The following is a 24,301-nucleotide window of genomic DNA, read 5'->3' as shown; positions in this document are numbered from 1 at the left end:
GCTCAGCGAGGGGCAAACGCCTTCGGATGACGCTGCACGAACTCGAACACGCTTGTGGCCGAGCGGCCAGTCAGCTCCGGAATGTCGTCCGACTGGCGATCGTAGCGATTCGCACGATGCAGGTCGGCCATGGCGCAAAGGTGGTCGACGAGGTGCATGGGCAAGCGCTTCTCGATCAACCCCGCGCGCCACGCTTCGAGCGGCACGTCGACATAGGTGATCGTCCGGCCGAGCGCCTTCGAATATTCGCCGGCGTAGTAAAACATGTCCTCGGACACGGGGCCGGTCAGATGGAGAATCCGGCCGATGTGCGGCGCGGGGTTGTCGAGCACCCGCGCAAGGACGTGCGCAACATCGTCGGCCGAAACAGGCGAGGTCTTTCCGTCGCCGAACGGAAGCCGCAACGCGTTGCTTGCGCGCACGTCATGCGCCGCGAGTTGCAGGAAAAAGCCCTCGAGGAACACAGTGGGGCGCACGTGAACGACGGGCAAGCCCGACCAGTCGAGCGCCTGCTCGGCTAGCCAGTGCAGCTTGTGCTGCGGGCTGGCCGTTGTCTCGTGGATGTTCATCTGCGCGACGGTCATCTGCGACATGTTGACGAACACGCTGACGCCGTAATGCTTCGCGACCGCCGCCGCATTCACGGTAGCCTGGAGATAGCTGTCGGAAACCGACATGCCGAAATAAACGGCGCCGCAGCCTGCGATGGCGCGATGCATGGCCTCCAGATCGCACAGATCGCCGACCACGACCTCGGCGCCCATCTCGCGCAGCGCTTGAGCTCGCTCGTCTTCACGGCGGACCATCGCGCGCACCGCGTGACCGTTCGATAGCAACAGCTGTGTCAGCGTCCTGCCGATCGCTCCTACGCGCCCTGCCGCGCCCGTTACCAAAATAGGCTGCTTCTGCATCTTGATCTCCGTTCATTCCTCATTCACGCGCCGCGCCCATGTTCGGGCGGCGCTCGCCGCGGCGCCAATGGCCCGCTAGTTCATCACACTGCCAGTTCCAGGATGTCGAGCACTTCACGCGGCGTCTGCACCTTGCGCGGATTGCTGTAGATGAAAAACTCGGTCATGGTGTTTCGCGCGACCAGTTCGAACTGGTCCCGGCCGACATCGACATCCCGAAGGCATGTCGGCAGACCCAGACGCTCGCAAAGCGCTTTGAACGCATCGGCAGCAGACCCGCCCGGCGCGCCCAGCGCCCTCGCGAGCGCGCGTTGCGCATCCTGCGTCACCGGCTCGTTATAGCGCAGAACAGCCGGCATCATGACCGGCGTGCACAGATAGTGCGGGACATGGCAGGTACCGCCGAGCACGTGTCCGATTGCGTGGCTCGCACCCATCGGTACACGCGACTGCAGGCCGTACGAGCACAACCACGACGCGATCTGGCATTTTCCTGCCGCTTCGGCATCCTCACGGTTCGCCCGGCTGCGAGGCAGCCAGTGCGCCATCATTTCCAGGCCCTGCAACACGACGGCATCGACGAGCGGATTGCCGCGCGGCGAACAAAGTGCCTCGATGGCGTGATCCATCGCGCGCGTCCCCGAGCCGAGGTAGAGATTTTCCGGCGCGTGTCTCAGGATCGCCGGATCGAGAATAATCGAGACCGGCATCATCTCCGGGTGATAGAACGTCTGCTTCAGGTCGCGCCCGGTATCGGTCACGAGACACCCGGCGTTGTACTCGCCGCCAGAAAGCGTGCTGGGAATCGCGATCATGCGCACCGCCGGGCCCCGGAAGGTCGGGGGCTGCGGAACGCCCGCCTCGTTGAGCTTGACCGCGAAGTCGTCGAGTCCGGTGGCGTCGGTGATCCGGTGCTCGATGCAAACGGTGGTGATCTTCGCGGCGTCGACAACCGAGCCTCCCCCGATTGCGACGATCAGGTCGGCTTTCGCATCGAGCGCGGCGCGCGTTGAAGCCACGACATCCTGCCGGGAAGTGTGCTGCGCGAGCCCGTCGACCAGCCCGGCAAAACGAGGCCCAAGTGCCGTTTCGATCTTCCGGATCTCATCGGTGCCGCGGTTCAACGAACGGCTCGCCATGACGAACACACGCTGGCTGCCGAGCCTCTCGACTTCACTCATCAGCGCCTTCGCGGCCGGCTTGCCGTATATCACACGCTCCATGCTCGGAAAAACATGCGTACCAGACTCGTGCATCGCCCTGTCTCCAGTGGGTTGTCTCATGTCGCAGCTACGTGTACTCCTCCGCGCGCAGCTTGCATGGTCCGAGTATCCTCGACTAAGATGACAGTGTCAAGTTCCAGCCGCTCACGTCATTCACCGCAGTGTTGCCCGACCAGGCTGATCACTCCTTTGGCCCGGCGTGCATTCACTCCCTTTCGCGAGACTGATCGACATGCCAACCTACCAAGGGCCGATTCACGATGTTCTGTTCCTGCTTAACGAAGTCTTCGACTATGACGCGCAGATAACGACCTTACCGGGATTCGAAGAAGTCACACCCGATATCGTTGCGGCCATCCTCGAAGGGGCGGCCGAATTCGCCGAGGATTGGCTCGTGCCGATCAATTTGCCCGGTGACCTGGCAGGGTGCAAATGGGAGAACGGCAACGTCACGACGCCTGCGGGCTACAAGGCAGCCTACGACGCCTACCGAAAAGGCGGGTGGCCGGCGCTTGCGGCCGAGCCCGAGTATGGCGGCCAGGGGCTGCCCGCGTCGCTCGCGCTAATCGTGCGGGAATTCATCGCCTCGGGCTCGATGTCGTTCGGGATGTACTGCGGCCTGACGCTCGGCGCTTATCGCTCGATAGCCGCGCACGCCGACGACGCGCTCAAGCGCATTTATCTGCCGAAGCTCGCGGATGGGAGCTGGGCCGGGACGATGTGCCTGACCGAGCCGCAAAGCGGCTCCGATCTGTCGTCGATTCGCACGCGCGCGGAACCCGATGAAGACGGCACGTACCGTATTACAGGGACGAAAATCTTCATCTCGGGCGGTGACCACGACCTGACCGAAAACATCGTCCACCTCGTGCTGGCAAGGCTGCCGGGCGCGCCGGCTGGCACGCGCGGCCTCAGCCTGTTCGTCGTGCCGAAGCACGTGCCGGTCGTCGAGGATGGCATCGTCGCCAGCACCGTCCCTAATGCCGTGAACTGCGGCTCCATCGAGCACAAGATGGGTATCCGCGCGCAAGCCACGGCCGTTTTGAACTTCGACGGCGCGCGGGGCTGGCTGATCGGCGCCCCGAATGGCGGGATGCGCGCGATGTTCACCATGATGAACTCGTCGCGCGTGGGTGTAGCGGTGCAAAGCGTCGGCGCTGCCGAGATCGCCTGGCAGAACGCCCTTGCCTACGCCAGGGAACGCCGCCAGGGACGCGGCCCCGACGCGGCGACGAAAGCGCCGGACGGTGGCCCGGAGCCGATCATCGTCCATCCCGACGTCCGCAAGAATCTGCTGACGATGAAGGCGCTCGTCGAAGGGATGCGCGGACTCTATATCGATGCGGCGATTGCGCTCGACGTGAAGGCGCGGCATCCGGATCGCGAGGTCAGCGACGCGGCCGACGGCACCCTCGCGCTCCTGACGCCCGTTCTCAAGGCATTCATCAGCGATTGCGCCCTGCGGGTGACCGATACGGCGATCAGCATTTTCGGCGGCCACGGCTACATCCACGAAAACGGCATCGAGCAGTTCTACCGCGATGCGCGCATCGTGCCGCTCTACGAGGGGACCAACGCCATTCAGGCGCTCGATCTCGTCCACCGCAAGCTCGCGCTTGGCGATGGCGCGATTGCCGAACGCTACTTCGACACCATCGCGGCCCTGATTGCGGAGCAACGCTCGAATCCCCGTCTCGATGACATGTCGACGGCACTCGACAACGCCCTGCAATTGCTGCGCGAGTGCACGGCGATCCTGCGCCGCCATGGGGAGGACGACGCGGTGGAAGCGGCCGCCTGCGCAAGCGACTACTTGCGGATGTTCGGATTCGTCGCGCTCGGCGCGGTATGGCTGCGGATCGCCGCGGCTGCCGACTCGGCCCTCGCGCGCTCGCCCGAGCGCACAGATTTCCTGTCCGGCAAGGTGAAGACAGCGCGCTTCTACTTCGAGCGGCTGCTGCCGGAAACCTGGGTTTGCCATAGCGCCATCACGGTCGGTTCCCGTTCGTTGCTGGCGATCCCGGAAACTGAGCTTTGAGCGTGGCTGTCCGCCCGCCGCGAAACTAACTGGAACGTGTTGGAGATATCGCATGAATACATCGAACAAGGGCCCGCTGTCGGGGGTTCGGATACTCGACCTGACGTCGGTCGTATTGGGGCCGCTCGCCACGCTGACGCTGGCCGGGCTCGGCGCCGAAGTGATCAAGATCGAAGCGCCCGAAGGCGACAACGCCCGCAACGCGGGCGTGATGAAGCATGCCGGCATGGGGCACGTATTTCTTCACAACAACCGCGGCAAGAAAAGCGTCGTGCTCGACCTGAAGCGGCCGGAAGGACGTGAAGCGCTGTTGCGCCTTGCAGCGGACGCCGACGTGCTGATTTCGAACGTGCGCGCGGCCGCCATGAAACGGCTGGGGCTCGACTACGAGACGCTCGCCGGGATCAACCACCGCCTCATCTATGTGACCGCCAACGGCTATAGCAGCCGGGGCCCTTATGCAGATCTACCCGCCTATGACGACCTCATCCAGGGGGCCGTGGGCATTCCGTGGCTAATGCAGCAATACGGCGCGCCTGAGCCCTGCTACACGCCGATCACGCTGGCCGACCGGCTCACCGGCCTGCACGTGGTCTATGCGGTCAATGCGGCGCTGTTCGCGCGGGAGCGCACCGGAGGCGGGCAGCATGTCGAAGTCTCGATGTTCGAGAGCGTCGCGCATTTCATCCTCGCCGATCACATGGGCGCACGCACGTTCGAACCGCCGCAAGGGCCTGCCGGCTACGACCGCCTGCTCTCGCCCCACCGGCGTCCCTACAAGACCGCGGACGGCTATCTGTGCGTGCTCATTTACAACGACAAGCACTGGCGCGGGTTCTTCAAGGGGATCGGCCACGCCGAGCAGTTCGAGACCGATCCGCGCTTCTCTACGCAGCAGAACCGCTCGCGGAACATTCGTGAAGTCTACGCGTGGGTGGCGGAAACCATGCTGACGCGCACCACGGCCGAGTGGCAGGCATTGCTCGACGAAGCCGATATTCCCCATCAGACGGTACGCTCGATCGACGAACTGCTGGACGACCCTCATCTGCTTGCCACCGGGTTTATCGGCGAAGAGGACCATCCGACGGAAGGCCGTGTGCGCACGCTCGGCACGCCAACGAGCTGGTCTGCAACGCCCACCGGCACGGTGGACCCCGCGCCGCGCCTCGGCGAGCACAGCGCCTCGGTGCTGCGCGAGGCGGGGTACACGGATGACGAGATCGAGCACCTGGTTGCCCTCGGCGCGGCCCGTATCGCCGGGCGTGCCTGAAATAGACGCGAGCCCTGCTACCGATATCGGAAGCAGGGCTCGGGCACAAGCGGCATTCCTCAGATAGTCGGGGCGTGACAACTGCCCCGACCCTTGCTTCGGCTAGGCGGCCTTCACCATCTCTTCGATGACCTTCTTGGCATCGCCGAACACCATCATCGTCTTGTCCATGTAGAAGAGATCGTTGTCCAACCCCGCGTAACCGGACGCCATCGACCGCTTGTTGACGATCACCGTACGCGCCTTGTACGCCTCGATGATCGGCATGCCCGCGATCGGCGACTTCGGATCGTTCTTCGCCGCCGGGTTCACCACGTCGTTCGCGCCCAGCACCAGCACGACGTCGACCTGACCGAACTCGCCGTTGATGTCCTCCATCTCATGGACGATCTCGTACGGCACTTCGGCTTCCGCGAGCAGCACGTTCATGTGCCCCGGCATCCGGCCTGCGACTGGGTGAATCGCGTACTTCACGTCGACGCCCTTCTCGACGAGCTTGTCGGTCAGTTCCTTCAACGCATGCTGCGCACGCGCCACCGCGAGGCCATAGCCCGGCACGATCACGACACTCTCCGCATTACCCAGCATGAACGCGGCGTCGTCGGCCGAGCCCGACTTCACCGGACGCTGCTCCTGCGCACCGCCCGAAGCCGCCGCGCCCGCTTCCGAACCAAAGCCGCCGAGAATCACGTTGAAGAACGAGCGGTTCATGGCCTTGCACATGATGTACGAGAGAATCGCGCCCGACGAGCCCACCAGCGACCCGGCGATGATCAGCATCGCATTGTTCAGCGAGAAACCAATACCCGCCGCCGCCCAGCCCGAGTACGAGTTCAGCATCGACACCACGACGGGCATGTCCGCCCCGCCGATCGGAATGATGATGAGCACGCCCAGCGCGAACGCGATTGCCGTCATGATGATGAACGGCAGCCACGACTGCGTGAGGAAGAACAGAATGCCAAAGCCGATCATGGCGAGCGCGAGCATCAGGTTGATCAGATGCTGGCCCGCATATACCACCGGCGCGCCCTGGAAGAGGCGGAACTTGTACTTGCCCGAGAGCTTGCCGAAAGCGATCACCGAGCCGCTAAAGGTAATCGCGCCGACGAACGTGCCGATGAACAACTCGATGCGGTTGCCGTAAGGCAGGAAGCCCGGCAGCGGATTGTTCGGATCGACGAGCCCAAAAGCCGACGGCTCCGACACCACCGCGTACGCGATGCACACCGCCGCGAGACCGATCAGCGAGTGCATGGCCGCGACGAGCTCGGGCATCTTGGTCATCTCGACACGCGCGGCGACAAACGCACCCAGCCCGCCACCGACCACCAGCGCCCCGAACAGCAGCGCGAGACCAAGCCCGAGATTCGAGCCAAACTGTGAGGCTTCCTTAACGATCAGAGCCAGCGTAGTGAGGATCGCAATCGCCATGCCCACCATGCCGAACAGGTTGCCGGCACGCGCGCTGCGCGGGTTCGAGAGCCCCTTGAGCGCCTGAATGAAGCAGACCGATGCAATCAGATAAAGCAGCGTAACGACGTTCATGCTCATTTATGCGCCCTCCTTCGCGGCGGCCTTCTTCGGTTCCTTCTTGCGGAACATCTCCAGCATGCGCCGCGTGACGAGGAAGCCGCCGAACACGTTCACGGCCGCCAGCAGCACGGCGAACGTGCCGAAGAACTTGCCCTGCCCGCCCACGGTGAGCCCCGTGGCCAGCATCGCGCCCACGATCACGATGGCCGAGATCGCATTGGTCACGGCCATGAGCGGCGTATGCAGCGCGGGCGTGACATTCCACACCACGTGATAGCCCACATAGACGGCCAGCACGAAGATGATCAGGTTGATGACGGTATGGTTGATCAGTTCCATTGCCGGGTCTCCTCTCAGGTCTTGCGCGTAACGGCGCCGTCGCGTGCCAGCAGCGTGGCCGCGACAATGTCGTCCGCGAGATCGATGTTGAGCGCGCCTTCCTTCGTCACGATCAGCTTCAGGAAGTCGAGCAGGTTGCGCGCGTAAAGCGACGAGGCGTCGGCTGGCACCATCGCGGCCAGATTCGTATGGCCGACAATCGTCACGCCGTGTTTGACCACGATCTGGTCCGCTTCGGTGAGCGGGCAGTTGCCGCCGCGCCGGCCGTCATACTCCGCGCCGCGTCCCGCGGCGAGGTCGACCAGCACCGAACCCGGCTTCATCGCCTGCACGGTTTCCGCCGAGATCAGCGTCGGTGCGGCGCGGCCGGGGATCAACGCGGTGGAGATCACCACGTCAGCCTGTTTCGCGCGCTCATGCACCAGCGCCGACTGGCGCGCGAGCCACGAGGGCGGCATGGGTCGCGCGTAGCCGCCCACGCCTTGCGCCGCTTCGCGCTCCTCATCGGTTTCGTAGGGCACGTCGATGAACTTCGCACCGAGCGACTCGATCTGCTCCTTCACCGCAGGACGCACGTCCGAAGCTTCGATCACGGCGCCCATGCGCTTGGCCGTCGCAATCGCCTGCAGACCTGCCACGCCCGCGCCCAGGATCAACACGCGCGCAGCCTTCACGGTGCCAGCGGCCGTCATGAGCATCGGCATGAAGCGCGGATAGATGCCAGAGGCCACCAGCACCGCTTTGTAGCCGGCGATATTGGCCTGCGAAGAGAGCACGTCCAGACTCTGCGCGCGCGTCGTGCGCGGCGCCGCTTCGAGCGCGAACGCGGTCACGCCCGATGCCGCCAGTCGGGCCGCGTTCTGTGCATTGAACGGATCGAGCATGCCGACCAGCACCGAGCCGCGCTTCATCAGCGGCAATTCGGCCTCGGTGGGCGACTGCACCTTGAGGACGAGATCGGCGCCGAACGCCGTGGCGGCGTCGACGACTGCTGCGCCGGCGGCCGTGAATGCCTCGTCGGGAAAGCTCGCGCCGGCGCCGGCGCCGCTCTGGATGGTGACCCGGTGCCCCTGGGACACATACTTCTTGATCGTCTCCGGCGTCGCGGCCACGCGGCTTTCGTGCGGGCGCGTCTCGGCGGGCACGCCAATGTGCAGGGTACTCAAGGTTGACCTTCCTTCACGGGGTGGGAGGTAAAGGCGTCCGCGTGCTGCCGCACGAAATCGCGAACACTCGCCGCTTGTCGGCCCGTCAGCTTGAAGACGTCGTCGGTCATCCGGTCATAGCGGCCCGCGCGATGCAGATCGGCCATCGCGCTGAGGTGCGCGATCAAGTGCGGGGCCATGCCGCGCTCGACCAGCGACTCGCGCCAGGGACCGATCGGAATGTCGCGGTAACGGATCGACCTGCCTAGAGCGGCCGAATATTCGGCCGCGAAAAAATGCATGTCACCGACTTCCGGACCCGTCAGATGGTAAGTGGCGCCGATGTGCGCAGCGGGTTCGGCGAGTATCGCCGCGACCGAACGCGCGACGTCGTCGGCTGCCACCGGGGAGGTCCTGCCTTCGCCAAACGGAAGCCGGATCTCGTTGTCCGCCTTCACCGAGGGCGCGGCAAATCGCAAGAAGAATTTCTCGACGAATACCGTGGGCCGCACGTGCACGACCGGCAACCCCGACCAGTTCAACACCTGCTCCGCAAGCCAATGGAGCTTGTGCTGCGGGCTCGGCGTGGTCTCGAACACGCTCATCTGCGCGACGCTCATCTGCGACATGTTCACAAAGGCCTTCACGCCGTGATGCTTCGCCACCGCGGCCGCGTTGACCGTCGCCGCCAGATAGGCGTCGGACACCGACATGCTGAAGTAGACCGATTCGCAGCCTTCGATCGCCCGGTGCATCGAATCCAGATCGAGCAGGTTCCCGACCAGCACCTCGGCACCCATGTGCCGCAGCGCATCCGCGCGTTCGTCCTCCGTGCGCACCAGAGCACGGACCTGCTGGCCTTGCTCAATCAAATACTGGGTCAGCGTGCGACCCACGGCGCCCATCCGTCCCGCGGCGCCTGTAACGAGAATTGGGGGTTTTCCTGCCATGTTCATCTCCTTTGCTCTTTCCTGCGGCTATTGACGCTTTGGAATTCCTGTTGCGCGACCCAGTATCCACAAGTAACATAACAGTGTCAAGTTTGACGATGTGGGTACACGAATCGTTCACGCGCCTGACCGTTCGGCGAGGCGCTAAACGCAAACAGTTCGCAAACCCCAACTGAGTACGCGCCGCTCGCGTGTTCATATCAGAGACCAAGGAGAGAGCCATGTTTCAAGACAACCTGTTGAAGGGCAAACGCATTCTCGTGACCGGTGGCGGTTCGGGACTCGGCAAGGAGATTGCCGCGAAATATCTGCAACTGGGTGCTGACGTCTACATCTGTGGCCGCCGGGAATCGGTGCTGCAAGAGACCGCCGCGGAGTTGATGAACCTGCACGGCGGCAGCGTCAAATATCACGCCGTCGACATTCGCAACGCAGAGGCCGTCGACCAGATGATCGAGTCGATCTGGCAGGACGGGCCGCTCACGGGGCTCGTCAACAATGCCGCGGGCAACTTCGTCAGCCGGACGGAAGACCTGTCGTCGCGCGGGTTCGACGCAATCGCCAACATCGTTCTGCATGGCACGTTCTATGTGACGCAATCCATCGGCAAGCGCTGGATCAAGGGCGGTCATCGCGGCAGTGTCGTCTCGATCCTGGTCACGTGGGTGCTCAACGGCGGGCCGTTCGTCGTGCCGTCGTCGATGTCCAAGGCGGGGGTCAACGTAATGACGAAGTCACTCGCCGTCGAATGGGGTCGCTATGGCATCCGCCTGAATGCCATCGCCCCTGGCGTGTTTCCTACTGACGGTATGAGCAAGCGGCTCTATCCGGGCCGATCCGACGCCGGCCGCACCGACGGCAGCAGCCCGATGGGCCGGCCGGGCGAGATGCACGAACTGCAGAACCTGGCCACGTTCCTCATGGCCGACGGATGCGAATGGCTGACAGGCCAGACGCTGACGATCGACGGTGCGAACAGCCTCGCCACGGGCGGCAACTTCTATCACTTCAAGGACTGGACCGACGAAGACTGGGCCAATGCTCGGGACTCGATCCGCGAGTTGAACGACCGCGACCGGGCAGCCCGCACGGTCTGACCTGCCTTCAAAAGCCGCGCCGCGCATGCCTTCGCAGGCGCGGCAGCGCTCTACCCTTCCCTCCTCAAAAAAAACGGCGCGCCGGAGACTGGAGTCTCGGCGCGCCGTTTGCCATCAATGAATGGCGCTATCAGATTGCCAACCGGGTCGCCAACTAGCTCGCCAGTTTCCTCGACACGACGACGTGCCCCGGATACGGCGCGCGAAACAGCGCACTCACGTCACTCGCGCGCCTCTCGATCACCGCGCGCTGGTTGAGGTTGCCTTTGTCCGTCACTTCGTACGCCTGCATTGACGGAGGTTCAGTTAGCAGTCCGACGCGCTCGATGCGCATCGACGCGCCAGACTGCCCCGCGTTGACCTGCTCGAGGCGGCGCGCAAGCTCCGCGATCAGCAACGGATCGCCGCGCAACTGCTCGAGCGGCGCTTCAACTGGTGCGCCCAGGAATTCGCGGCACGCGCCGAGGTCGGGCCACGCAAGCGCTCCGAGGGTGTTTTCGCCGTCACAGGCGATCACCGCTTCCTTCAATAGCGGATGGCATACGTCGAGCAGCCGCGTGCGCAGCGCTGCCGTGCGTACCCATGTGCCGTTCGCCAGCTTGAAGTCCTCGGCGAAGCGGCCTGCGAAGCGCAAGCCGAGTTCGGGACGTTGCGGATCGACGAAGCGCACGGCATCGCCGAGCAGGTAGAAGCCGTCTTCGTCGAATGCCTGAGCGCTTTGCGTCGGCGCGTTCAGATACTCGCGCACGATGTTGGCGCCACGAATGCGCATTTCGTATCGTCCCGGCAACGCGCTGTCTTCGACCAGCTTGAGCTCGACGCCGGGCAGCGGCAAGCCGATGCAGCCGACGTCGTCGAACGCCCAATACTGGGTGACGGCGGGGCCGGCGGTCTCGGTCGCCCCGAATGCGGACGTCAATACCGTGCGGTGCCCGGTCGTCCTGATCGAGACGGCCTGGAACCGGTCATAGAGTTCGCGTGAGAGCACCGCCCCGCCGGTGTAGGCATATGAGAGCCGCGAAAAGAAGTGCTGCGCGAATGCCTCATCACGTTCAAGCGCGTCGATCAGCATCGAGAGGCCCGCCGGCACGTTGAAATAGAGCGAGGGAGCGACATCGCGCAGATTCTTGAGCGTCGAATCGAATCGACCCGGCAGGGGCCGCCCTTCATCAATGTAGAGCGTCGCACCGAAACGCAGCACGCGATTCTGCACAATGTTGCCGCCCATCACGTGATGCCAGGGCAGCCACTCCAGATACGCGGGTTGCGTCTCGGGATCTCGCTCAAATACCTGGGCGGCCATCTCCTGCGCCGCCGCCATCATGCCCCGCGTGATCACCACGGCCTTCGGAACGCCGGTCGAGCCCGAGGTAAACATGTACTTCGCGGGCATATCGCTGGTGAGACTCGCATGATGCGGCTCAAGCTCGGGGTTCGGCGTGGCTTCGAGCCATTCTGCAAAACGCAGCATCTGGGGCGCGGGATGGCGGACCGCCAGCGTGCGCTCAGACGGCACGCGCAGTGCCGCAAGTGCGCCCGCGAAGCGCTTCGCGTCCTGCACGAACGCGAGATGCGGGCGGACGACGTCGACGGCCGCGCCAAGGCGCGCGTAATCGCCGCTCATCAAGGAATAAGCAGGCGAAACCAGCGCGACCGGGACGCCGGCGTAGAGTGCGCCCCAGGTCAGCAGGGCCTGCTCGGTCGAGTTTTCCGACAAGATGGCGACCGGCCGTTCGCGCGACGCGCCCGACGACAACAACTTGCTTGCGACCGCGCGGACAGCATCCCACACTTGCAGGCACGTCAAAGTCTTCCATTCGCCTTGCTCGTCACGCTCGACCAGCATCGGCGCGTTAGGCCGCCTTGCGGCCCAGTGCCCGAGCCAGTCGACCGTGCACCCGGGTTGCTCGGGAAGCGGATGCCCCGAGCGCAGCAACAGGACCTCCGGTTTCTGCGCTTCGACGACGACGGACGGCGCGCGGAAGCCCGTCTCGCGAAACGGGTAGTCGGCATGATTGAGGGACGTTGTGGACATAGCCTTTCCTGATCTGTCTCCATGACACTTCTTCGTCTTGCTATCGCGCCGGCGCGGCGAGCGCGGCCGGCACGAGCACGCCTAAACGGCTTCGAGGATCGTGGCGATACCTTGGCCACCGCCGATGCATTGCGTCGCGAGCGCGAACTGTCCGCCGGTGCGCTTGAGCACCGACGCCGCCTTGCCGACGAGACGAGCCCCCGTCGCACCGAGCGGATGACCGATCGCGAGAGCGCCACCGTCGACGTTCGTGCGCGAAGGATCCAGTTTCAGGTCGCGCGCGCAGGCGATTGCCTGGCTCGCGAATGCCTCGTTGATTTCAACGATGTCGAGATCGTCCACCGAAATGCCGGCACGCGCGAGCGCCTTGCGGGTGGCTGGAATGGGGCCGATCCCCATCAAGGCCGGATCGCACGACGCCACAGCCGCACTGCGAATCTTTGCGAGCGGCTGCAGCCCGTTGCGAGCCGCGAACTCCGCGCTGCAGATCAGCACCGCCGATGCGCCATCGGTCAGCGGCGACGACGTGCCCGCGGTAACGCTGCCATCCTCGGCAAAGGCCGGCTTGAGCCCTGCAAGCGCGTCCGCACTCGCTCCGGGACGGATGCACCCGTCCTGGGAGACGATGCCCTGGGGCGTTTTGATCGGGACGATCTCCGCAGCCAGCCGGCCGTCCTCGCGCGCCGCCGCCGCCTTTTGGTGCGAGATCACGGCAAGCTCGTCCTGCGCCGCCCGGCTCACGCCGAACTGACGCGCAACGTTCTCCGCCGTGATCCCCATCGGCAGATAAGCCGCCGGAATGGTCTCCAGCAGAGCCGGATTCGGAGACTTGTTGAAGCCGCCCTGCGGAACCCGCGTCATCGATTCGACTCCGCCGCAAATGAATGCATCGCCGAGACCCAGCGCAATCTGCCCGGCCGCGTAGTGGACCGCCGACATCGACGAACCGCAGAAGCGGTTGATCGTCGCGCCAGGGACGCTATCCCCGAAGCCGGCCAGAAAACCGATGATGCGCGCGATATTGTGCCCCTGCTCCGCCTCGGGATACGAACATCCCACCACGAGGTCCTCGATCTGCTGAGGCCTCAACCCTGTGCGTTCGAGCAACGCGGACACGACTGCCGCCGCGAGATCGTCGGGCCGCACGTCGATCAGCGCGCCCTTGCGGGCAAAGTGAAACGGTGAGCGGGCAAAGCCAGCAACGACAATATCGGTCATCATTTATCTCCTGAATTCATATCAATGCGAAAAGCGCATTTCGAAGCATTCGAAGCGCCAAGTGGATTCAACGTGAAGGCTAGCCGTCTGCCGGCTTGCGCTTGGGCACACTGCTCAGCGCGTACATGTGCATGACGCGCTCTCCGTTCTGATTCTTGAGGTCTACACGTGCCTTCACCATGCCGCGGCGCGGCTTGTCCGGCACCTCGAGAATTTCGACCAGCTCGCGTTCGACGTGGACCTTGTCGCCGGGACGCACCGGCAGATGCCAGCGCATCTCGTCGACACCGATACCGATCACCGGTGTCTCGCCGTAAAACCGCGCCTCGACGCACAAACGCATCGCGAGAGACGCAAGATGCCACCCGCTTGCAATTAGTCCTCCGAACGGACTGGCCTTCGCCGCGTCGGCATCGATGTGAAAGGGTTGAGGATCGAAGCCTCGACCGAACTCGATGATGTCCTGTTCGCCGATCGTGACTTCCCGACTGACCCACATTTCGCCAGTCGCCAGATCTTCCAGATATCGCCGCGTCATCGCACTCACCGCTGGGGGTTATCTTGAGCCGATTGTTACACTGTCAAGTTTGTTCGTCAACAGGGCGGCTGCGACTTTTCACGTGAGTTAAATGCGGGGATCCTTACGCGTACCGTGAGGAACGGGAATATGTGGCGCCACGCGCGATCGACGCCGCAGCGCGATGCATCGCGAGTGCCAGCAAGCAGGAGGAGGTCAACGTGCCGCGAGGCGGCACGCAGGCGGCGGTTCGCGCCGGTGCCGCTCGGGCAGACTAATCAGGCGGCGCCTTTCTTCACACGGGCGGCCGTCTTGCGCGCTGGGGCCGATGCGATGACATGAGGCGAGAGCAGACCGCCTAGCAGGACCCCGGACACGGACAGGCAGACATCGTCGATCCGATCGTCGGGCACCTGGCACAGCCCGCTCTTGCGGTCCGACAACAGCGTCGCCAGTCCATGCATTCCCGACCAGATCGCAATCGCGGAGTAGCGTGGCGGCCGTTCGTCACCGGTCTGGTCCGCCTGAAACTCGGCAATCGAGTTGCTGAGGAACTGAAACGACGCCGCACTGGCCTCCATCAACTCCGCGTGCCGGGTCTTGTCGGCAATGCGAGGGCCGAACATCAAGTGAAACAGTTCAGGGCGTCGCAGCGCAAATCCGACATAGGAACGCATCACCACGCGCAAGCGCTCTTCCTTGGTCATGCCGTCCTTGAGCGCAGCCAGACGATCGGCCATCAACTGGCGGAACCCCTCTGATGCAATCGCAGCAAGGAGTCCCTCCTTGTCACCGAAGTGATGCGTCGGAGCCGTCTGCGAAACTCCCGCCAGACGTGCAACCTCCCGCAACGAAAGCTCGGCCGCCCCGCGCAGCTCGAGTAGCTCGAGGCCGCGCTGGACCATTTCCTCGCGAAGGTTGCCGTGATGCCACGCGTTCTTTTTGGTAGGCGTCAGGTCAAGAGGTACTGAAGACATGTTGTCACCGTTTAGTAGTAAGCCGCCGAATTCCGGCGGTGATCCGTGAGTGGCCTGAGCAGCCACACGATGGACCAGCCACATTTTACTCCTGTGAGCCCTGAGAAAAAGCGCTACCGTTCAAATCCGCGGCCGGTCTTCCATAAAACGGCTCTCAAGGGAAATCCCTGGCTCGAAACACGTTGCCAGCGGCCAGGCGGCAAGCCTAATATTGACACTGTCATCTTAACAGCACTAACTTTAATGGAGCGCGCCGCTCACGTTAAAGCTCTCGAGCCGGATTCGATGTGTCGCAGACATCAGCGGGCGCCGGCCAGTCCTTTGGGTTCACAGTGAGATCACATTTTGGGCAATAGCATGAATGCCGCGATCCCCCCGAACAGCGGTGCACGCACGGAAGACGCCGTGCTTCGTCTGACAGCGGTACGCAAGGCGTTCGGCGCGACAGAGATCATCCGCGGCGTCGACTGGTCGATCCGGGCCGGAGAATGCCATGTGTTGATCGGGCCGAACGGCGCGGGAAAGTCGACGCTCTTCCACCTGATCAGCGGCCGCTATTCGGCGAATTCAGGGACGATCCACCTGCACGGCAAGGACATCACGAAGCTGAGTGCCAGCCGGATCAGCCGCGCCGGACTCGGCCGCAGCTTCCAGACCAACAATCTGTTCGACCGCCTGAGCGTGTTCGAAAACGCCCGCATGGGGGCGCTTCGAGCCGTGGGGTATGGACCGTCGTTCTGGCGTCGTCTGCCTCGCGGCGGCGCCGCCGACAGGCGTGCGTTGAGCGTGCTGGAAGAAGTCGGCCTCCTCGAACACTGTCACAAGCCAGCCGGCCTGCTGGCGTATGCCGATCAGCGCGCACTCGAAATCGCGCTCGCGCTGGCGGGCGGCCAGCAGGTCCTCCTCCTCGACGAACCCACGGCTGGGATGAACCGCGAGGAGACCCACCGCATCATCGGATTGCTGAAGCGACTGCGCGAAGCCGATCCGAACCGGACGATCGTCATCATCGAGCACGACATGGACGTGGTGTTCGAGTTGGCCGACCGGATTTCGGTGCTCGTGTATGGCGAGATCATCGCGTCCGACCGCCCGGCCAGCGTGCGGGCGGATCCGCGCGTCCAGGCGGCTTACGTCGGGATCGCCCCGCCAACCGCAAAGGAACCGATTGCATGTCAACGATGACGCATCACGCCACGCCCGCCCCTCGTTCCATACCGGGTTCCCCGCTGTTCGAAGCACGGGATATCGTCGCGGGATACGGCGAGAGCCGTGTGCTCCACGGCGCCACGCTGCGTGTCGGCGAGGGAGAGACGCTCGCGCTGCTCGGGCGCAATGGCTCGGGGCGCTCGACGCTGCTCAAGACCATCATGCGGCTCATCGCAGGCACCGGCAGCATCATGATGGCCGGCGTCGAGCTGGCGCGCGCGAAGCCCCACGAAGCGGCCCGTGCGGGCATCGGCTACGTGCCGGAGAACCGCGCGATCTTCCCCGACTTGACGGTGCGCGAAAACCTGTCAATCGGCCTGCCTCAGCGCCATCGCGCGCCGCAAGCCGGCCCACGAGGCCCGCAGTGGTCCGAGGACGAATTCTTCGAGCTTTTTCCAAACCTGAAACGCCGTGCAAACGTCGCGGGCGGCGTGCTGTCCGGCGGCGAGCAGCAGATGCTGACGATCTGCCGCGCGTTGATGGGCGAACCTCGCCTGCTGCTCATCGACGAGCCTACCGAAGGTTTGAGCCTCGCGATGATCGACCAGGTCGCAGGGCTGATTCGCGAGGCGGCGCGACGAGGCGTCGCCATTCTGCTCGTCGAGCAGAAGCTCACCATCGCGCTCGACGTCTGCCAGCGCATCAACGTAATGGGGCATGGCCAAATCGTATTCGACGGCAGCGTCCCTGCTTTTCAGAGCGATCCTGCGATTCGCAGCGAATGGCTCGAAGTCTGAAGCCACGAACGGACCCAACACGCGCGCTTGCGCAACAAGCAGGAGAGAGACACACATGGCAGCTATCCGGTTCAAACATCTCGCGGCCGCCGCCGCGATCGCCGCCCCCTTGATGTGCTGCGACGTATCGCAAGCGGCAGAGCCGCTGAAGATCATGCTCATCGATCCGCTCTCGGGCCCGCAATCGGCGACGATGCAGGGAACGAGCCGAAATCTCGAGTACGCGGTCAAGCGCGACAACGATGCCGGCGGGCTGCTCGGTCAGAAGATCGAGCTGACGACGTGCGACAGCAAGTTCAATCCGAAGGATGCCAAGAGCTGTCTCGACCGCGCGATCGGCAGTGACATTCACTACATCCTGCAGGGCGTCGGCAACAATGTCACGATGACGTTGCTCGACGGCATCGACAAATACAACGCACGCAATCCCGGCAAGGAGATCGTGCTGCTCAACTGGGCCGGTCTCGACGAGGAAACGACCAACCAGTACTGCTCGTTCTGGCAATTCCGCACCCAGGCCCATCTCGGCATGGAGCTCAAAGGCGCGATTCTGTCGCTCGACCCCGGCATCAAGCGTGTCTACCTCATCAACATGGACTACTCATCCGGGCAGGATGCGGACGCCGTCACGAAACGAATGCTCAAGCAGTTCAGGCCGGACATTCAAATCGTCGGGAGTGACCTGTTCCCGCCCGATCGTGTCCAGGACTTCACGCCCTACGTGGCGAAAATCAAGTCGACCCATGCCGATGCTGTCATCACTGCGGCGATTGGCACGGACCTGAACCGGCTCATCGGCGCCGGTAACGAGGTTGGGCTCGACGCGCGGTGGTACACCGTCTATGCATCACAGCACGGGCAGCTCCCCGCGATCGGCTCGAAGGGAGTCAACCGCGTGTATCAGGCTTCCGACTCCGTCATGAGCATGAACCTGCCCACAATCGACAAGCTGGAAGAGCAATCGCGCGCCGACGGCTACGGCGACTTCGAGAGCGTGCGGATGTATCGCGCCTATCGATTCCTCACGAACGCCGTCGGCAAGGCCGGCACCACGCAGCCGCTGCCAGTGGCGAAAGCCATGGAGACCACCACGGTGACGTTCAACAGCTACACCGCCACGATGCGCTCGACCGACCATCAGGCACAGATGCCGGTCTATCTTTCCGTGATGAGCCCGGACGCCAAGTTCAAGCAGGATGGGACGCCTTGGGGTTTTAAAGTCCTGAAGACGTTTGCGAGCGAGCAGATGAGCGAACCGACCACTTGCCAGATGAAACGCCCCCCGGGCGCGTGACATCGCCAGCGCGCCGCTCTCTTTCCCGCGCCACTCCATTTTTTTCGGAATCCGAAACACCATGCAAACGATTCTGCTCGGCCTCTTCAACGGGCTCACGTACGGCATGCTGCTCTTCCTGATGGCCTCGGGATTGACGCTGGTATTCAGCATGCTGGGTGTGCTCAACTTCTCGCACACCGCCTTCTATACGCTCGGTGCGTACTTCGCCTATACCGCGTCGCAGTTACTCGGACTCGGGTTCTGGGCAGGCCTCGTGGTGTCCCCCGCATGCTGCGCGCTTCTCGGCGCGCTCATCGAGCGGTTCGGGATCCGGCACGTGCTTCGCTACGGCTTGCTCGGCCCGCTTCTGCTCACGTTCGGCATCCATATCGCGCTGATCGAACTGGTCGGCCTGATCTGGGGGAAAAGCCCCGTCGCCTATGCAATGCCCGCGAGCCTCAATGTTCCGTTGTTTTCGCTGTATGGAATCGACTATTCGGCGTATCGCGCGTTCACGTTCGTCATGGCACTTGCGGTGCTGGCCGTTCTCCTCGTCACCCTGAAGTGCACGCGCATCGGCACGACGGTACGGGCTTCCTTGTCACATCCCGACATCGTCAATACGCTCGGCCACAACCTCCCGCTACTGCGCTGCATCGTATTCGCCGCCGGCGCCGCGCTCGCCGGACTGGCCGGCGCGCTCTCCGGAAATTTGCTTGGAACAGAGCCCGCGATGGCCGGCGAACTCGACGCGATCCTCATGATCGTGATTGTCGTCGGCGGTTTGGGGTCTCTCGGCGGCGCGCTTGTCGCTTCGCTTCTGATCGGCGTGCTGCAAACGCTCGCGACTTCCGCGGAGGTACCCTGGAGCCGCCTTCTCGGGCCCGTGCACGCGCTGTTCACGTGGTCGAGCGCCGCCACGGCCGCACTGGACCAGCCGATCAGCCGCTTTGCGCCGCTGGTTCCCTTTGCCATCGTCGTGCTGGTGCTCGGCCTCCGTCCGCGCGGCTTGATGGGCTCCCGTCATTGAACCATCGGGATCATGTCAACAATGAAACGGCAACGAAACTCGCTCCTTTACCCCCTCCCCGAACCGTCACCCGCGAGCACGGTCGTCAACGCCGGTCATGCGGACTATTTGCCCGCCGAGCGGCGCCTGTCCGTGCAAGCCGCCGGGTGGATCACCGCGCTTGCGGTGCTTGCCGCGCTGCCGCTGCTCTTCTCGTCACCCTTTGACGTATCGCTTCTGACTCAGATATGCATCGCCGTGACTTTCGCCGTCGCCTATAACATGCTGCTCGGTGGAACCGGCCTGCTATCGTTCGGACATGCGCTCTACTTCGGCCTCGGCGCCTATGCGACTGCGCATGCCCTGAACCACTTTGGCAGTTCCATTCCGCTTGTCCTGACGCCCCTCGTGGGCTGGGCCGTTTCCGTCATAGCCGGCGCATTCTTCGCGTTATTCACGGTGCGCAGCGGCACGCTGACCTACGCGATGATTACGCTCGCGATCGGCCAACTGGCGTTCTCCGTCGCCACCGTCATGACGGGCTGGTCCGGCGGCGACGAGGGCATCTCGCTGGACCCCACCAGGTCGAACGGCTGGGGCATCGATTTCGGTTCGCCGGTTGCCATCTATCTGCTGATCGCCGGCTGGACATGGCTATCGACGCTCCTGATGTTCGCGCTGACCCGCGCGCCGCTCGGGCAGATGATGCTCGCGACCCGCGACAATCCCGAGCGGGTCGAGTTCATCGGATTCAGTCCCGCGCTCATCCGCGGCATGGCCTCGGCGCTGTCCGCAGGCTTCGCTGGTGTCGCCGGCGCCCTCTATGCGCTCGGCTTTCAAGTCGTCACGATGGATTCGCTCGCACTGTCGCAAAGCACGGCAGGGCTGCTTCACGCGTTCATTGGCGGCTATGCTTCATTCTTTGGCCCTGTGGTCGGGGCGGCGCTCATCACCGTGGCGTCGATGTCTCTTGCGTCGCTCACCCACGCCTGGCCGCTTTACGTCGGTGCTTGCTTTGTCCTCGTCGTCATGTTCATGCGCAAAGGGCTCATCTATGCCCCGGACAGTGTGGCGCAGTACGCGAGGTCGTACTACGCAAAGCATGGCGCCCGGAAGTTGGCCGCGCATGTCCTCCTGCTTTGCTCGAGCGGTGTCCTGATCGCCGCCGGCTTTGTCGCGACCATCGAAATGATCGGAGCGCTTTCCGAAAACATGGGCATGCCCGTGACGCTGTTCAAGGCATTCGGTCTTCAGATCGTCGCCGATCCACACCGTTCTACACATTGGATCGTCGCGGTCTTCATTTTCCTGTGCGGCTGCTCCGGAATGCTGGCTTTCCGGGACAGGTCCTCCCTCCGACCATAGGGCTATCGAGATGGCACGAATTTGACGATTCCATAACTATATTAAGCATACCTATATTAAAAAACGGTTGAATCTGGAGACTTTCATGAGAAGAAGTTCAATTTTCGCGCTCGGGTTTTGCATCGGTTCGTCTGGCATCGGCGTCGCGCATGCCCAGTCCTCGGTGACACTCTACGGCGTCGTCGACAGCGGTATTCTGTACAAGACGCATTCCGGAAGCGGCGGCAGCTCGTGGCAGGTTGTTTCAGGGGGGGAATACACGAGCCGCTTCGGCCTGACCGGCGCCGAGGATCTCGGAGGAGGATTGCAAGCGACGTTCCAGTTGGAGAGCGGCATTCGCGTCAACAACGGAACGCTCATCAACGGCGGGCTGGCGAGCTCTGCCGCGACCGTCCTGTTCGATCGCGGCGCAACTGTCGGCCTGAAAAGCCAGCAGTTCGGCGGATTGCTCCTCGGGAAAAACCAGTCGCCACTGCTCAAGACGCTTGCCGACCTGGATGTCACCGGCTATTCGAATTTCGGCTCGCTGAACAACCTGCTCTACCAGAACCTCACCGGCTACTCTGGCTGGCAATACTCTTGGGTCGACAACTCGGTCGAATATCAGATACCCGAAGTCTACGGCCTGCGTGGGTCGGCCATGTACAGCTTCGGCGGAACCGCCGGCGATTTCGAGGCCAAGCGCGTCCTGTCCGCCGGCTTGACATGGCGCGTCGGCGACCTGCTTCTCGGTGGCGCATACTTCTCCGGCAACGATCCGACTGGCGTAACAAACGAAAAGGTCGCGCAATCCTATACGGTCGGCGCGAACTATAAGCTTGCGCAATTCCGCTTCGCGCTCGACTTCGCCAATTTCAAGGACGACGCCAAGGGAACGAGCATCAACTTTTATACCGGTGAAGTCGACTACCATCTCACTCCAGCCCTGGAATTCTCGGCGGTCTGCATTCGTCTGGACGACCGAACCAACGGCTCGATGAGTGGAACGCTTTACCGGATTGGTTCCGACTATTCTTTGTCAAAGCAGACCGTGCTCTACGCCGATGTTGGCTATGTGAAGAACAACTCGCTCGGCACGCTGGGTATCCAGAACTCGATGCCCGTTGGGGTGGTGGGCAAGAGTCAGCTCGGAATGATCGTCGGGATGCGCCACATGTTCTAGACCATAGGGTTGGAAACTGCTGCCCATTTCGCTAACCACGCACAGAATTCAGAACACCTTGTTTAGCGGGCAGTCATCGAATGGCAGAGATCCGTCGCTTGCAGCCCTTCGGGCAATCGCGAAGCTGCCATTCGAATGAATCGCGGGGCTGACTTCAGCAACACTGACGCTAGCCGCCGTTGCCCGATGGTCACGCCAGCGGCAGCCAAGGCCGTGATGCTTGCATGGGGCAGGTTTCGGAGCGGACCAGTCGTACGCGTGACCGAATGAGGGAAGCGTATGGCTTATACCATCGTATGCGGCACACGCCACCAGTCGGTAAGGTCGCGATGCCTGCGTGTAATTGTCCGCGGGCGAGTACCACGCTATGCTGACTCTATGTTCACCGGTTCGTGTTTGCGATCTCGACTGGGAGCCGCTATGCGTCAGTCGGTATATTCGGTTTGGCAATATACACTAGCGCTGCTTTTCGGCATCCAACCAGCGGCCGGTGGAAAACTGGAACATAACGAAGGGTATTTCACGCGAAATCGCGAGTGAACTTGATACCCGGGTTCAAGCGATTCTGGAACACGGACGTTTCCCTCTGCTGCATCGAATCGATGCGGCGCATTCGCAAAGCCCGGTTCAATCTTACCAACATGCGCCTTAAAGGTATCACTTCGCCTTCGATTCGGGCGGCGGCTCTTTCTGCTCGTTGAGGTATCCACGATAATGGACGATTTCTCGCCCGCCTACCGAGTGTGCAACACAACGACTCATCGGATATCGAGGAATCCCGGCGCATGGCTGCCTCCGCTGGCGCCTGTACTCGCGTTGACCTTGGCGGGATGCGTCAACTACGCGGGCATCAAGAGCGATCGGCAGATCGAGCCGCCGGCCAAATATGCAACCCAGCAGAGCTTGCCGGCTGAAGGCGGGAAATGGCCTTCGCTGGACTGGTCTGAGCAGTTCGGTGATCCGCAACTTCCGAAGCTGATTGACGAAGCGCTGAAGGGCAATCCGAGCATCGATGAAGCACGCGCTCGTGTCGACAAGGCGGCCGCCTATGCCGGCAGTGCGAAGTCGGCGCTCTACCCGAATGTGAGCGGCAGCTATGCATGGCAGCGCAATCTCTACTCGCAGAACACCATCTATCCACCTCCGATTGGCGGTAGCTGGGAAAGCGAGAACACCTTGTTGGTCGGCGCCTCCTGGGATCTCGACTTCTGGGGAAAAAATCACCAGAAGTTGAAGGAGGCCATCTCCGACGAGAACGTGGCGGAGGCTGAAATGGAGGAAGTGCGCATTGCGCTCGCCACCTCGGTCGCCAGTACGTACAACGAACTCGCGCGTCTGTATGAGCTACGCGATATCGCAGCGAACGAACTGAGGAACCGGCAAGATATCGAGCATATTACCGAAGGGCGCGTCCATGCCGGTCTGGACACGGATGTGGAACGCGAAACGGCCAATGGGGATACCTCGACCACCCGTTCGAGCGTAACGAGTCTCGACGGGCAAATCACGACGGTGCGTTACCAGCTTGCGGCCCTGCTCGGTGCGGGCCCGGATCGTGGACTCGCTATTGCTGACCCCATGCTCGGCTCAGGCACGACGGTTTCCTTGCCCGATAACCTGCCGGCGGATCTGATCTCGCGCCGCCCCGACCTCGTCGCCGCATATTGGCAAGTCAATTCCGCGGCACACGGCGTCAAGGAAGCAAAAGCCGAATTCTTTCCCGATATCAACCTCTCGGCGTCGCTGGGCCTGGACGCCTTCGGCTGGGGGCACTTCCTGACGGCCGGCAGCCGGCAGATCCAGGCGGGTCCGGCCATTCACCTGCCGATCTTCGATGCCGGCGCGCTGCGCTCGCAACTGCAGGGCCGCTATGCCGACTTCGACTACGATGTTGCAAACTACAACCAGACGCTGGTCAGCGCACTGTCTGACGTTGCGACGCAGGTCACGCTGATCCGCTCGACGGACAAGCAACTTGTGGATGCGCAAGCCGCGCTGAACGCGCAGACGAAAGCGTACCAACTCGCGGTCGTGCGCTACCGGTCGGGTTTGAACGAGCAACTCCAGGTGCTGAATGCAGACGATAACCGGCTCGCCGCCGATCAGGCGGTGGCGAATCTGCAAATGGATCGGCGCAATCAGCAGATTGCGCTGATCAAGGCTCTGGGTGGCGGATTCGACGCCACGAAAGCAGACCTCTCAACCCCATCGGGCACGCCCGATACGACGCTGTCGGTCCTGCACCCCAACCGCTGATTCCCATCTTTAAACCGTCGTGCGTGAC

The 24,301-nt window shown here is 63.0% G+C and carries 20 protein-coding genes; 10 read left to right on the top strand and 10 right to left on the bottom strand.

Annotation, left to right across the window (positions count from 1 at the left end):
* Positions 1–2: 2 nt before the first annotated feature.
* Positions 3–911, bottom strand: coding sequence for an NmrA family NAD(P)-binding protein (locus E1956_RS18270; RefSeq protein WP_134751650.1), 909 nt, complete (start codon positions 909–911; stop codon positions 3–5).
* An 83-nt stretch (positions 912–994) separates the two neighbouring features.
* Entirely contained in the window at positions 995–2,167 is a 1,173-nt protein-coding gene (locus E1956_RS18265) for an iron-containing alcohol dehydrogenase (RefSeq protein ID WP_134751647.1), read from the bottom strand.
* Between the two features lie 199 nt (positions 2,168–2,366).
* Here E1956_RS18265 and E1956_RS18260 point away from each other — a divergent pair, with 199 nt between their 5' ends.
* Both E1956_RS18260 and E1956_RS18255 read left to right on the top strand, forming a co-directional pair.
* A complete protein-coding gene (locus E1956_RS18260; RefSeq protein WP_134751644.1) occupies positions 2,367–4,172 on the top strand; it encodes an acyl-CoA dehydrogenase C-terminal domain-containing protein in 1,806 nt (601 codons plus the stop codon).
* A gap of 52 nt (positions 4,173–4,224) precedes the next feature.
* Positions 4,225–5,445 (top strand): CaiB/BaiF CoA transferase family protein, encoded by a 1,221-nt coding sequence (locus tag E1956_RS18255; protein ID WP_134751640.1) that lies wholly within the window; start codon positions 4,225–4,227, stop codon positions 5,443–5,445.
* A gap of 102 nt (positions 5,446–5,547) precedes the next feature.
* Here E1956_RS18255 and E1956_RS18250 read toward each other — a convergent pair whose 3' ends face one another.
* Genes E1956_RS18250 through E1956_RS18235 form a run of 4 tightly spaced genes read right to left on the bottom strand, consistent with a single transcriptional unit; the run spans position 5,548 to position 9,415 of the window.
* The gene (locus E1956_RS18250) at positions 5,548–6,999 is read right to left on the bottom strand and encodes an NAD(P)(+) transhydrogenase (Re/Si-specific) subunit beta (protein WP_134751637.1); all 1,452 of its coding nucleotides are present in this window, start codon (positions 6,997–6,999) and stop codon (positions 5,548–5,550) included.
* On the bottom strand, positions 7,000–7,320 hold the full coding sequence (locus tag E1956_RS18245; protein ID WP_134751634.1) for a proton-translocating transhydrogenase family protein: 321 nt from the start codon (positions 7,318–7,320) through the stop codon (positions 7,000–7,002). It lies immediately after the preceding gene.
* 14 nt (positions 7,321–7,334) lie between these two features.
* Positions 7,335–8,477 carry a Re/Si-specific NAD(P)(+) transhydrogenase subunit alpha gene (locus E1956_RS18240; protein WP_134754569.1) on the bottom strand — a complete coding sequence of 381 codons (1,143 nt, stop codon included), beginning with the start codon at positions 8,475–8,477 and terminating at the stop codon, positions 7,335–7,337.
* Positions 8,478–8,482: 5 nt separating this feature from the next.
* Positions 8,483–9,415 (bottom strand): NmrA family NAD(P)-binding protein, encoded by a 933-nt coding sequence (locus E1956_RS18235; protein ID WP_134751633.1) that lies wholly within the window; start codon positions 9,413–9,415, stop codon positions 8,483–8,485.
* A gap of 221 nt (positions 9,416–9,636) precedes the next feature.
* On the opposite strand from E1956_RS18235, the gene E1956_RS18230 reads away from it, so the two are divergent.
* Positions 9,637–10,512, top strand: coding sequence for an SDR family oxidoreductase (locus E1956_RS18230; RefSeq protein ID WP_134751630.1), 876 nt, complete (start codon positions 9,637–9,639; stop codon positions 10,510–10,512).
* A 154-nt stretch (positions 10,513–10,666) separates the two neighbouring features.
* On the opposite strand, the gene E1956_RS18225 is transcribed toward E1956_RS18230, so the two are convergent.
* The 4 genes from E1956_RS18225 to E1956_RS18210 form a co-directional block, all read right to left on the bottom strand.
* Positions 10,667–12,547, bottom strand: coding sequence for an AMP-binding protein (locus tag E1956_RS18225; protein WP_134751626.1), 1,881 nt, complete (start codon positions 12,545–12,547; stop codon positions 10,667–10,669).
* Between the two features lie 81 nt (positions 12,548–12,628).
* Positions 12,629–13,765 (bottom strand): thiolase family protein, encoded by a 1,137-nt coding sequence (locus E1956_RS18220; protein WP_134754567.1) that lies wholly within the window; start codon positions 13,763–13,765, stop codon positions 12,629–12,631.
* A gap of 79 nt (positions 13,766–13,844) precedes the next feature.
* Positions 13,845–14,303 (bottom strand): MaoC family dehydratase, encoded by a 459-nt coding sequence (locus tag E1956_RS18215; RefSeq protein ID WP_134754565.1) that lies wholly within the window; start codon positions 14,301–14,303, stop codon positions 13,845–13,847.
* A 257-nt stretch (positions 14,304–14,560) separates the two neighbouring features.
* A complete protein-coding gene (locus E1956_RS18210) occupies positions 14,561–15,259 on the bottom strand; it encodes a TetR/AcrR family transcriptional regulator (RefSeq protein ID WP_167760062.1) in 699 nt (232 codons plus the stop codon).
* A 357-nt stretch (positions 15,260–15,616) separates the two neighbouring features.
* On the opposite strand from E1956_RS18210, the gene E1956_RS18205 reads away from it, so the two are divergent.
* The 7 genes from E1956_RS18205 (at position 15,617) to E1956_RS18175 (ending at position 24,273) form a co-directional block, all read left to right on the top strand.
* Positions 15,617–16,444, top strand: coding sequence for an ABC transporter ATP-binding protein (locus E1956_RS18205; protein WP_134751621.1), 828 nt, complete (start codon positions 15,617–15,619; stop codon positions 16,442–16,444).
* The gene (locus tag E1956_RS18200) at positions 16,432–17,205 is read left to right on the top strand and encodes an ABC transporter ATP-binding protein (RefSeq protein ID WP_232071705.1); all 774 of its coding nucleotides are present in this window, start codon (positions 16,432–16,434) and stop codon (positions 17,203–17,205) included. The genes E1956_RS18205 and E1956_RS18200 overlap by 13 nt, the downstream gene beginning before the upstream one ends.
* 55 nt (positions 17,206–17,260) lie before the next feature.
* Positions 17,261–18,499, top strand: a complete 1,239-nt coding sequence (locus E1956_RS18195; protein ID WP_167760061.1) for a branched-chain amino acid ABC transporter substrate-binding protein — start codon at positions 17,261–17,263, stop codon at positions 18,497–18,499.
* 61 nt (positions 18,500–18,560) lie between these two features.
* Entirely contained in the window at positions 18,561–19,511 is a 951-nt protein-coding gene (locus E1956_RS18190) for a branched-chain amino acid ABC transporter permease (protein WP_134751616.1), read from the top strand.
* A 21-nt stretch (positions 19,512–19,532) separates the two neighbouring features.
* On the top strand, positions 19,533–20,855 hold the full coding sequence (locus E1956_RS18185; RefSeq protein ID WP_167760060.1) for a branched-chain amino acid ABC transporter permease: 1,323 nt from the start codon (positions 19,533–19,535) through the stop codon (positions 20,853–20,855).
* 85 nt (positions 20,856–20,940) lie between these two features.
* Entirely contained in the window at positions 20,941–22,017 is a 1,077-nt protein-coding gene (locus E1956_RS18180) for a porin (protein ID WP_134751611.1), read from the top strand.
* A 714-nt stretch (positions 22,018–22,731) separates the two neighbouring features.
* A complete protein-coding gene (locus E1956_RS18175; RefSeq protein ID WP_134751609.1) occupies positions 22,732–24,273 on the top strand; it encodes an efflux transporter outer membrane subunit in 1,542 nt (513 codons plus the stop codon).
* The last annotated feature ends 28 nt before the right edge of the window (positions 24,274–24,301 follow it).

It is taken from the genome of Paraburkholderia pallida, assembly GCF_004524855.1.
Taxonomy (GTDB): domain Bacteria; phylum Pseudomonadota; class Gammaproteobacteria; order Burkholderiales; family Burkholderiaceae; genus Paraburkholderia; species Paraburkholderia oxyphila.
This window is presented reverse-complemented; position numbering and strand designations above follow the sequence as displayed.